The organism is Pseudomonas kilonensis (genome assembly GCF_001269885.1).
Taxonomy (GTDB): Bacteria; Pseudomonadota; Gammaproteobacteria; order Pseudomonadales; family Pseudomonadaceae; genus Aquipseudomonas; species Aquipseudomonas kilonensis.
Genome location: NZ_LHVH01000005.1, coordinates 160,229 through 170,894 on the forward strand (window position 1 = coordinate 160,229; position 10,666 = coordinate 170,894).

A 10,666-nucleotide genomic window follows, 5' to 3' on the forward strand; every position below is an offset into this window, starting at 1 on the left:
GAATATTCGTATTTGAAGGTTTGCCAGATGCTGATTATCCCCGCTATCGATCTCAAGGACGGCGCTTGCGTACGTCTGCGTCAGGGCCGCATGGAAGACTCCACGGTGTTTTCCGATGACCCGGTGAGCATGGCCGCCAAGTGGGTGGAGGGCGGCTGCCGTCGCCTGCATCTGGTCGATCTGAACGGTGCCTTCGAAGGGCAACCGGTCAATGGCGAAGTGGTCACGGCCATTGCCAAGCGCTACCCGAACCTGCCGATCCAGATCGGCGGCGGCATTCGCTCGCTGGAAACCATCGAACATTACGTCAAGGCTGGCGTGAGCTACGTGATCATCGGCACCAAGGCCGTGAAAGAGCCCGAGTTCGTTGCTGAAGCGTGCCGCGCCTTCCCGGGCAAGGTCATCGTTGGCCTGGACGCAAAAGACGGTTTTGTCGCCACCGACGGCTGGGCTGAAGTCAGCACCGTGCAGGTGATCGACCTGGCCAAGCGTTTCGAAGCCGACGGCGTGTCTGCCATCGTCTACACCGACATCGCCAAAGACGGCATGATGCAGGGCTGCAATGTCCCGTTCACCGCCGCCCTGGCTGCCGCGACGAAGATCCCGGTCATCGCTTCCGGTGGCATCCACAACCTGGGTGACATCAAGGCGCTGCTCGACGCCAAGGCGCCGGGCATCATCGGTGCGATCACCGGTCGCGCGATCTACGAAGGCACCCTGGACGTCGCCGAGGCCCAGGCCTTCTGCGATACCTATAAAGGCTGAGGACTCACCATGGCGCTGGCCAAACGCATCATCCCTTGCCTGGACGTGGACAACGGCCGGGTGGTCAAGGGCGTCAAGTTCGAGAACATCCGTGATGCCGGCGACCCGGTGGAAATCGCCCGTCGCTACGACGAACAGGGTGCGGACGAGATTACCTTCCTCGACATCACGGCCAGCGTCGATGGCCGCGATACCACATTGCATACCGTCGAGCGCATGGCCAGCCAGGTGTTCATCCCGCTGACCGTGGGCGGTGGCGTACGCACCGTGCAAGACATCCGCAACCTGCTCAATGCCGGGGCCGACAAGGTGTCGATCAACACCGCGGCGGTGTTCAACCCGGAATTCGTCGGCGAAGCGGCCCAGCACTTTGGCTCGCAGTGCATCGTCGTGGCCATCGATGCGAAGAAGGTCTCCGGCCCGGGCGAAACCCCGCGCTGGGAAATCTTCACCCACGGCGGGCGCAAACCCACGGGCCTCGACGCCGTCGAGTGGGCGAAGAAGATGGAAGGCCTGGGCGCCGGTGAAATCCTGCTGACCAGCATGGACCAGGACGGCATGAAAAACGGCTTCGACCTGGGCGTCACTCGCGCCATCAGCGATGCCCTGGGCATTCCGGTGATCGCTTCCGGCGGCGTCGGCAACCTGCAACACCTGGCCGACGGCATCCTCGAAGGCCATGCCAGCGCGGTGCTGGCGGCGAGCATTTTCCACTTTGGCGAATACACCGTGCCGGAAGCCAAGGCCTACATGGCGCATCGCGGTATCTGCATTCGCTGACTGCTGGACACCATGGCGGGCCCAAGGCACTCTTGGGCACACCATGGATTGCGGTAGCCCGACATGCTCAAACGCCTCGTTCTTGCCTTTGCCGGTGCCACGCTGCTGCTCGCCGGTACCGTCCGCGCCGCTGAAACATCGCTGGTGTTACTGACGGAAAACTTCCCGCCGTACAACATGGCCAAGAACGGCAAGAACTTCGCCCAGGACGAAAACATCCATGGCATTGCCGCGGACATCGTCCGCGAAATATTCAAGCGTGCCGATATCTCCTACAGCCTGACGCTGCGTTTCCCCTGGGAGCGCATCTACAAACTCGCCTTGGAAAACCCTGGCTACGGTGTGTTTGTCATGGCGCGGTTGCCGGAGCGTGAAAAGCTGTTCAAATGGGTTGGCCCGATCGGCCCGGATGATTGGATCATGCTCGCCAAGGCCGACAGCAAGATCGCCCTAGGCTCGCTGGAGCAGGCGCGCCAATACAAGGTCGGTGCCTACAAGGGCGACGCGATTGCCGAGACATTGGCCAAGCAAGGGCTGAACCCGATTGTCGTGTTGCGCGATCAGGACAACGCCCGGAAACTGGTCAACGGCCAGATCGACCTGTGGGCCACCGGCGACCCTGCCGGGCGGTACCTGGCGCGTCAGGAAGGGGTGAACGATCTCAAGACCGTGCTGCGATTCAACAGTGCCGAGCTGTACCTGGCCTTGAACAAAGACGTGCCTGACGACGTGGTTGCCCGGCTTCAAAAGGCCCTGGATGAATTGCGCAAGGAAGGTGAAGTGGACGCGATCATGGCGCGGTATCTCTGAGCGCTGTGCAGGACTGTGCCGCCGCCATCGTCGGATCGCCGCCCGGAGCAAGCTCGCTCCCACAGGTATCCGGGTGTTCATAAATACTGCCTTCACCACAGATCAAAATGTGGGAGCGAGCCTGCTCGCGAATGCGGTGGATCAGCTTGCAGAGATGTTGAATGTGCAGCCTTCATCGCGAGCAGGCTCGCTCCCACAAGGGATCTGCTGTGAATACAAATCTTGTGCCCGATGCAGAACCACTGTGGGAGCGAGCTTGCTCCGGGCGGCGATCCGACGATGAAGGCAACGCGGTCGCCGCTACCGATAAACCCCATCCTTCCCATGCCCGACCATTGCCCGATTGCTGCGCAGGCTGATCATCGACTTGATGTCGATCCATTCGATGCCCTGGGCCTTGAGCTTGGGTAGCTCGCGTTCGAGCACGGCCAGGGTCTGCGGGTAGGGGTGGCCGATCATCACGGCCGAGCCCTGCCGGCGGGCCAGGTCGATGGCGCTCTGGAGTTGCTGGGCGATGGCGGCTTCGGTGCGCTCGTCGTCCAGGAACACGTCCCGCGACACGCTGGCGAGGCCGATCTTCTGCGCCTCGGCGGCGGCGACTGTCTGGGCGCTGGTGCGGCTGTCGACGAAAAACTTGTGGCGCTGCTGCAAATTCGCCATCAGCCACGCCATGGCCTGGGGCTGGGCGGTCATGCGGCTGCCCATGTGGTTGTTGATCCCGCTGGTGTAGGGCACTGCCGCGAAGGCGGCGTCGAGGCGCTTGCCCAGTTCTTCGACGGGCAGCTCAGGATGCCAGGCGAACGGCCCGGAGGCCGGGTCCATGGGCATGTGCAGCATGACCAGTTTGCCGGCGCGATGGGCCTCGCGGGCGAATTCGGCGGCGTGGGGTGTGTCCGGCATGATCGCGGCGGTGACCGGGCCGGGGAGGGCCAGTACCCGGCGATCCCTAGGCAGGTTTTGCCCCAGGTCATCGATGATCAGGCTCAGGTACGCCTTGTGCGGCGAAGAGGGTGTGGCGGGCGCCGCGTTAACGGCCCCCGCCAGCAGGCACAGCAGGACGAAGGTAAAACGCAGGCCCATCTCAGCGGCCGGACGTGATGTTCAACCCTTTGAGCAGGCTCAGGGCCTGGGCCAACTGATAGTCGTCATCCTGCGGCATTGGCTTGGCCTTGGCGCCTGAGCCGGTCGGCTTGTCGGCACCGCCGTTGCCATTGCCCAGGTGACCTTGCAGGTCGGCTTCCTTGAAGTATTCGCTGTCCTGCTCGTTGGTGATCTTGGCCTTGCGCACCTCGATGTCCGGGACGATGCCCTGGGCCTGGATGGAGCGGCCGTTGGGCGTGAAGTACAGCGCGGTGGTGATCTTCAGGGCGCGGTCGTTGTTCAGTGGCAAGACGGTCTGTACCGAGCCCTTGCCGAAACTGGTGGTGCCCATGACCACGCCACGCTTCTGGTCTTGCAGGGCGCCGGCGACGATTTCCGATGCCGAGGCGCTGCCGCCGTTGATCAGCACTACCAATGGCACGGCTTCGCTCAGGTCGTTGCCGGTGGCCGAGAAGCGCAGCTCGGAATTGGCGATGCGCCCCTTGGTGTAGACGATCAGGCCCTTGGTGATGAAGTGATCCACCACTTCCACTGCCGATTGCAGCACGCCGCCGGGGTTGTTGCGCAGGTCCAGGACCAGGCCGTTGAGCTTCTTGCCGTTGTCCTTGCGCATCTTGGCCAGGGCCTTGGCGACTTCTTCGCCGGTCTTGACCTGGAACTGAGTGATGCGGATGTAGCCGTAGCCCGATTCCAGCAACTGGCTCTTCACGCTCTTGACCTGGATGACCGCTCGCGTGAGGGTCACGTCGAACGGCGTGCCGCCGTCGCGCACCAGGGTCAGGGTGATCTTCTGGCCGATCTTGCCGCGCATCTTGTCCACGGCTTCGGTCATGCTTTGGCCGCGGGTCGGCTGGCCGTTGATCTTGACGATGAAGTCACCGGCCTGGATGCCGGCCTTGGAAGCGGGTGTGTCGTCGATCGGCGAAACCACTTTGACAAAACCGTCTTCGCTGCCGACCTCGATGCCCAGGCCGCCGAATTCGCCGCTGGTGCTTTCCTGCAGCTCGGCAAAATCCTCCGGCCCCAGGTAGGCCGAATGCGGGTCAAGGTTGCTGAGCATGCCTTTGATGGCGTTCTCCAGCAGTACTTTGTCGTCCACCGGTTCGACATAGGCGGCCTTGATCCGGTCCATGACCTCGGCAAAGGTGCGCAGTTCGTCCAGCGGCAGCGGGGCCTTGGTGGTCGCGGCTGTGGCGGCGGGTGCCGACGGGGCCGGTTCGGCGGCGAAAGCCAGGGGCGCAGCGATCACGAGGGCGATCGTCAGGGCCAGCGAGGTAAGGCGGGACAAATGCAGCATGTCGAACGAACTCCTTAATAGGATGGGCGCGCTTATCCTTGCGCACGACACCATTGGGTCGGGTCACTGGGGCGACCCTGCTGACGAATAGCGAAATACAGTGCTGGCGTATCCTGCCCGCCACTGTTACCGACCGTGGAGATGGACTCACCGGCCTTGACCACATCCCCCGCGGACTTGAGCAGCGTCTGGTTGTGGCCGTACAGGCTCAAATAACCGTTGCCGTGATCCAGGATCACCAGCAGGCCGGCGCCGCGCAGCCAGTCGGCGAAGACCACGCGCCCGCCATGCACGGCATGCACCTGGCTACCGGCGGAGGCGCTGATCATCACGCCGTCCCACTTGGTGCGGGTGTCGTCGCCGCGGGTTTCACCAAAGCGCGCAAGCAGTCGACCATTGACCGGCCATGGAAGTTTGCCTCGTGCCGAACCAAAAGCGCCGCCGAAGGTTTCTCCGTCACTGGAAACCAGTGCGCCGGGGCTGGATTTTGCCGGTTTGCGCGGTGCGTCGCCGGCGTCTGCGTCGGCCTGGGCTTCACGCAAACGCTTTTTTTCGGCTTCCTGCTGGGCGATCAGCGCTTTCTGGCGCGCTTCTTCCGCCTCTCGGGCCTGGCGGGCCAGGGTTTCTTCGATGGTTTTCAACACATTGGCCAGTTCGGCCTGGTCCTGCTCGCGGGCCTTGAGCTTGCTGTCGCGAGCCTTCACATCGTCATTGAGCTTGGCCAGGGCCACCTGGCGTTCCTTGCGGACCTTCTCGAGCTCTTCGCGCTGGGTGTCGAGGCTGCTTTTCTGCACCAGCAATTGGGCTTGCTGCAGCTCGATGTCTTTTTCGACATTGGCCAGTTGGCGCAGGGTTTCGTTGAAGCTCTTGAGCTGTTCCAGGCGTGCCTGGCTCAGGTAATCGTAATAAGTGAGGGTGCGGGCGAATTTCTCGGGGTTCTGCTGGTTGAGCAGCAGCTTGAGGTATTCCTGGCGACCGTTCTGGTAGGCGGCCCGGGCCTGGATGGCGATCAGCTTTTGCTGTTCAGTGCGCGCGCTCTGGAGTTTTTTTTTCTCTCCATCGAGTCGTTGCAGCTCGGATTCGCTTTTCTTCAGCTCTTTTTGCAGGGCTTCGACCTGCTTCTCCAGATTGCCCATCTCGGTCTCGGTGCCGCGCAGGTCTTTCTGCACGCCGGATTTCTCTTCCTGCAACTTGCCCAGCAGCTTTTTCAGCTCGGCAATGTCCTGGCGCGTGGCTTCCAACTGTTGTTGGGTTTGCGCGCGCTCGTCGGCAAAGGCCGGTTGGAGCAGGCAGGTCAGAGCGAGGGCTATCAGGACGCGAAGCATAGAGGCGGGCGACACCAGGGAAAGGGACGGCCTAGTATGCCCGCCCCACGCTGCAAAAAAAACGCCCATTTGGGGCTGTGTGATAACTGGAGTGGTGCAGGGCACTTATTTCCCGCCAAACCCCTGTGGGAGCAAAGCTTGCTCGCGATGACGTCGGCACATCCAACGAAAATGTAGATTGTCAGATTGCTATCGCGAGCAAGCTTTGCTCCCACAGGGTTTACGGTGATTGATGGATCAATCAGACCAGGATCGACGTCCCGGTCATCTCCGCCGGCTGCTCCATGCCCAGCAGCATCAGCATGGTCGGTGCCACGTCGGCCAGCACGCCGCCGTCGCGGACCTTGAAATCACGCTTGCCGACATAGATAAACGGCACCGGCTCGGTGGTGTGGGCGGTGTGGGCCTGGCCGGTGGATTCATCGGACATCTGCTCGACGTTGCCGTGGTCGGCCGTGATCAGTGCTTCGCCGCCGACCTTTTCCAGGGCTTCGACGATGCGGCCAACGCAGGTGTCCAGGCATTCCACGGCCTTGACCGCCGCGTCGAACACGCCGCTGTGGCCCACCATGTCGCCGTTGGCGTAGTTGACCACGATCACGTCGTAACGCTGGTTTTCAATGGCCTCGACGATGCGGTCGGTCACTTCCGGCGCGCTCATCTCCGGTTGCAGGTCGTAGGTGGCGACTTTTGGCGAGGGGATCAGGATGCGTTCTTCGCCCGGGAAGGGTTCTTCACGGCCGCCGGAGAAAAAGAACGTCACGTGGGCGTATTTTTCGGTCTCGGCGATGCGCAGTTGGGTCTTGCCGTTCTTCGCCAGGTAGTCGCCCAGCACGTTTTCCAGGCTGCCGGCGGCGAAGGCCGATGGCGCGGGGATGCTGGCGGCGTATTGGGTCAGCATCACGAAACCGGCCAGTTTCGGCTGGCGAGCGCGTTCGAACGCCTTGAAGTCGTCCTCGACAAACACGCGGGTCAGTTCGCGAGCGCGGTCGGCGCGGAAGTTCATGAACACCACGGCGTCGCCGTCTTCAACCTTGACCGGCTCACCGATGGTGGTGGCCTTGACGAATTCGTCGCTTTCGCCGCGCTCGTAGGCGGCTTGCAAGCCTTCCTGGGCGGTGGCGGCGTTGAAATCGGCGCTGCCGTCGACGATCAGGTTGTAGGCCTGGGACACGCGGTCCCAACGGTTGTCACGGTCCATGGCGTAGTAGCGGCCAATGAGGCTGGCGATGCGACCCTTGCCGAGTGCCTGGAACGCTGCGTCCAGCAGTTCGATCGACGACGTGGCGCTTTTCGGCGGGGTGTCGCGGCCATCGAGGAACGCGTGCAGGTAGATCTGCTCGGCGCCGCGCTTGAAGGCCAGTTCGGCCATGGCAATCAGGTGGTCCTGGTGGCTGTGCACGCCACCGTCGGACAGCAGGCCCATGAAGTGCACGGCCTTGCCGGCGGCCACGGCTTTATCCACGGCGGCGCAGATGGTCGGGTTTTCGAAGAATTCACCGTCGCGGATCGATTTGGTCACGCGGGTGAAGTCCTGATACACCACGCGGCCTGCGCCGAGGTTCATGTGGCCGACTTCGGAGTTGCCCATCTGCCCGTCCGGCAGGCCGACGTCCATGCCGCTGCCGGAGATCAGGCCGTTGGGCACGGTGGCCCACAAACGGTCCAGCACAGGCTTGTTGGCCGAATACACGGCGTTGGATTCGTGGCTGTCACTGTGACCGAAGCCGTCGAGAATCATCAGGACCAAAGGTTTAGGCGTGGTAGTCATGGAATCCACTCGTGGCGGGTTAAAAGAAGACGATGGAAAAGGGACGGGCAGTTTAAAGGTAAGTTCCGACGGCGTCACCGCCGGGCGGGGTTTGGCCGGCCTTGTGTGCTGTGTATACTGGCCGACATTTTAACGCCCTGGAACCTCCTTCGATGGTTGCTCACCTGATTGAATTTGCCACTAACCACTACATTCTCGTCGGTATCTTCGTCGTACTGCTGGCGTTGCTGGTAGCCCATACGATGCAGGGCGGCGGCCGCAGCCTCAGTACCGCCGAGCTGACGGCGCTGGTCAACAAGGATGCCGGCGTGGTGGTGGACATCCGCCCGAGCAAGGACTACGCCGCCGGCCACATTGTCGGTGCGGTGAATATTCCCCAGGACAAACTGATCGCCCGTATCGGCGAGCTGGAAAAACACAAGGCCAAGACGCTGATCCTGGTAGATGCCCAAGGCCAGCACGCCGGCACCCACGCCCGCGAGCTGATGAAATCTGGTTTCACCGCCGCCAAGCTGTCCGGTGGTGTGGCGAGCTGGAAAGCCGACAATCTGCCCCTGGTGAAGTGAAATGCCCCACGTTGTTGTCTATTCCAGCGATTACTGCCCCTATTGCTCCAGAGCCAAGTTCCTGCTCCAGAACAAAGGCGTGGCCTTCGAAGAGATCAAGGTCGACGGCAAGCCGCAACTGCGCGCCGAAATGACCCAGAAGGCCGGGCGCACGTCCGTGCCGCAGATCTGGATCGGCAGCACCCACGTGGGCGGTTGCGATGATCTGTTCGCCCTGGAGCGTGCCGGTAAGCTCGACGCACTGCTCAAGGCCTGAATTTCCCACTGAAAGAACCTGAAAGTAAGAAGGATCTGCGATGACTGACCAACAGAACACAGCTGCCAGCGAAGAAGAAGCCGCACCGCAATTCTCCTTGCAGCGCATTTATGTACGTGACCTGTCCTTCGAAGCCCCGAAAAGCCCGGCGATCTTTCGCCAGCAGTGGGAGCCGAGTGTAGGCCTGGACCTGAACACTCGCCAGAAAGCCCTGGAAGATGACTTCCACGAAGTGGTGCTGACCCTGTCGGTCACCGTGAAAAACGGTGACGAAGTGGCGTTCATCGCCGAAGTGCAGCAGGCCGGGATCTTCCTGATCAAGAACCTGGATGCGGCCTCGATGAGCCACACCCTCGGTGCGTTCTGCCCGAACATCCTGTTCCCGTACGCCCGCGAAACCCTGGACAGCCTGGTGACCCGCGGCTCGTTCCCGGCCCTGATGCTGGCCCCGGTGAACTTCGATGCCCTGTATGCGCAAGAACTGCAGCGCATGCAGCAAGAAGGCGGCGTGACCGTTCAGTAAACGGCGCTGCCAGCCCGGCACAAACCCTGTGGGAGCGAGCTCTGTGGGAGCAAAGCTTGCTCGCGATGAACGATGACGCGGTTTTGCAGTTGAACCGTGTCGACCTCATCGCGAGCAAGCTTTGCTCCCACAGGCTTGCTCCCACAGGTGTTTCTGGCTGACAGGAAGGGCTCAGGCGAAGCCGTTCTGCCGCCACGCCTCATAAACCGCCACTGCCACGGTATTGGACAGGTTCAGGCTGCGGCAGCCTTCGCGCATCGGCAGGCGCAGGCGCTGGTCGGCGGGCAGGGCGTCCAGCACCTCGGCCGGCAGGCCACGGCTTTCCGGGCCGAACAGGAACGCATCACCGGCGACGAAGCTGGCGTCATGGAACGGCCGCGAACCCTTGGTGGTAAAGGCGAACAGGCGCGGATGCCCCAGGCTCTCCAGACAACTGGCAAGGTCGGCGTGACGCTGCAAGGTGGCATACTCGTGGTAGTCGAGACCGGCACGGCGCAGGCGCTTGTCGTCCATGTCGAAGCCCAGCGGTTCGATCAAATGCAGGTGGCAGCCGCTGTTGGCGCACAACCTGATGACGTTGCCGGTATTCGGCGGAATTTCCGGTTGAAAAAGGATGACGTGAAACATGCACGGCTCCGCAGATAAAGATGAGCGGCATTCTACGCCGCAAACCGATAAACGTTCGAAGCTAATGCCTCGGGTAATGGGCTCGTTGGCGATCGTCGGCGTGATGGTCGGGCTGATGATCGGACGCCTGACCACACCCGAACCGAGCGTGCTGCAGCAGGTCGAGGTGACCGACGGTGGCGTGGTGGCCTGGTTCAATAACGAACCCAAGTTGCACGGGGAAGTCATCGACGGCTCGGTGGCGTTGTTGTTCGAAGCAGAAGGTCGATCGCAGAACGGCCAGTTGAAGCTCAACGGCAAGGACGTGAACTGGCGGGTGCGTTTGAGTGACAAGGGGTTGTTGCTGACACTGGTGGCGGCGCGTCCGTTGCGCGGGGCGTGGACCGCCAGCGAGGTCGATGACCGCTGGCGGCTGGAGGTCCGTCTCCAGGAGCAATAAAAGAGGGAATCCCCGGCCTGCCTGTACCAAGGTCCCCAAAACGGGAGGGCTTACCGCGAAGGTCCAGCCCTGGTGTAAAGAAGGGAAACCTTGACCTGCCTGTATCAAGGCCCCCAAAACACTGGGCTCGATGAGCCCGGTATAAAATGGGGAATCCCCGGCCTGCCTGTACCAAGGTCCCCGAAACTGGGTAGTGATTGAGTTATTGCAGGGGGCGTGCCAGTTTTAAATGGCTTGTCACAAAAAGACCGCTGGTGATGCGAAAAGCCCCGTATTCCGGGGCTTTTGTTTTTATTTGTGCGGTTTTTTTCGAACGGGGTCGATGGTTTTGGCTCGTTGTGCATGCGCAATTGCGGTTCGCAGTGCATTGATGCGGTGCACAAAGATCCAATGTGGGAGCGGGCTT

At 61.9% G+C, this 10,666-nt stretch carries 12 protein-coding genes; 7 read left to right on the forward strand and 5 right to left on the reverse strand.

From position 1 onward, the window contains the following. Window positions 1-27 precede the first annotated feature (27 nt). The 3 genes from hisA to AD662_RS01790 all read left to right on the forward strand — a co-directional run bounded on the left by hisA (window position 28) and on the right by AD662_RS01790 (window position 2,355). On the forward strand, window positions 28-765 hold the full coding sequence (gene hisA, locus AD662_RS01780) for a 1-(5-phosphoribosyl)-5-[(5-phosphoribosylamino)methylideneamino]imidazole-4-carboxamide isomerase (RefSeq protein ID WP_003196828.1): 738 nt from the start codon (window positions 28-30) through the stop codon (window positions 763-765). Window positions 766-774: 9 nt separating this feature from the next. Beyond that, the gene (gene hisF, locus AD662_RS01785; RefSeq protein WP_003196830.1) at window positions 775-1,545 is read left to right on the forward strand and encodes an imidazole glycerol phosphate synthase subunit HisF; all 771 of its coding nucleotides are present in this window, start codon (window positions 775-777) and stop codon (window positions 1,543-1,545) included. 63 nt (window positions 1,546-1,608) lie between these two features. Further along, window positions 1,609-2,355: a substrate-binding periplasmic protein gene (locus AD662_RS01790; protein WP_018606316.1), complete on the forward strand. Its 747-nt coding sequence runs from the start codon at window positions 1,609-1,611 to the stop codon at window positions 2,353-2,355. Window positions 2,356-2,655: 300 nt separating this feature from the next. Here the strand turns inward: AD662_RS01790 and AD662_RS01795 are convergent, their stop codons facing one another. The 4 genes from AD662_RS01795 to gpmI all read right to left on the reverse strand — a co-directional run bounded on the left by AD662_RS01795 (window position 2,656) and on the right by gpmI (window position 7,849). Continuing rightward, window positions 2,656-3,435, reverse strand: coding sequence for a divergent polysaccharide deacetylase family protein (locus AD662_RS01795; protein WP_053185160.1), 780 nt, complete (start codon window positions 3,433-3,435; stop codon window positions 2,656-2,658). Window position 3,436: 1 nt separating this feature from the next. Continuing rightward, a complete protein-coding gene (locus tag AD662_RS01800; protein WP_018606312.1) occupies window positions 3,437-4,753 on the reverse strand; it encodes a S41 family peptidase in 1,317 nt (438 codons plus the stop codon). A 32-nt stretch (window positions 4,754-4,785) separates the two neighbouring features. Beyond that, complete coding sequence (locus AD662_RS01805; protein ID WP_018606310.1) at window positions 4,786-6,078, reverse strand: murein hydrolase activator EnvC family protein; 1,293 nt, start codon at window positions 6,076-6,078, stop codon at window positions 4,786-4,788. 241 nt (window positions 6,079-6,319) lie between these two features. Next, window positions 6,320-7,849, reverse strand: a complete 1,530-nt coding sequence (gene gpmI, locus AD662_RS01810; protein ID WP_053177678.1) for a 2,3-bisphosphoglycerate-independent phosphoglycerate mutase — start codon at window positions 7,847-7,849, stop codon at window positions 6,320-6,322. Window positions 7,850-8,001: 152 nt separating this feature from the next. Here gpmI and AD662_RS01815 point away from each other — a divergent pair, with 152 nt between their 5' ends. The 3 genes from AD662_RS01815 to secB are packed head-to-tail and all read left to right on the forward strand — an operon-like array spanning window position 8,002 to window position 9,194. Beyond that, on the forward strand, window positions 8,002-8,415 hold the full coding sequence (locus AD662_RS01815) for a rhodanese-like domain-containing protein (RefSeq protein WP_003196840.1): 414 nt from the start codon (window positions 8,002-8,004) through the stop codon (window positions 8,413-8,415). Window position 8,416: 1 nt separating this feature from the next. Further along, window positions 8,417-8,671: a glutaredoxin 3 gene (gene grxC / locus AD662_RS01820; RefSeq protein ID WP_014336106.1), complete on the forward strand. Its 255-nt coding sequence runs from the start codon at window positions 8,417-8,419 to the stop codon at window positions 8,669-8,671. 40 nt (window positions 8,672-8,711) lie between these two features. Then, entirely contained in the window at window positions 8,712-9,194 is a 483-nt protein-coding gene (gene secB, locus AD662_RS01825) for a protein-export chaperone SecB (protein ID WP_018606305.1), read from the forward strand. Between the two features lie 171 nt (window positions 9,195-9,365). On the opposite strand, the gene trmL is transcribed toward secB, so the two are convergent. Then, window positions 9,366-9,821 (reverse strand): tRNA (uridine(34)/cytosine(34)/5-carboxymethylaminomethyluridine(34)-2'-O)-methyltransferase TrmL, encoded by a 456-nt coding sequence (gene trmL, locus AD662_RS01830; protein WP_003196848.1) that lies wholly within the window; start codon window positions 9,819-9,821, stop codon window positions 9,366-9,368. Here trmL and AD662_RS01835 point away from each other — a divergent pair. Next, window positions 9,820-10,260: a hypothetical protein gene (locus AD662_RS01835; protein WP_018606302.1), complete on the forward strand. Its 441-nt coding sequence runs from the start codon at window positions 9,820-9,822 to the stop codon at window positions 10,258-10,260. The genes trmL and AD662_RS01835 overlap by 2 nt on opposite strands. The last annotated feature ends 406 nt before the right edge of the window (window positions 10,261-10,666 follow it).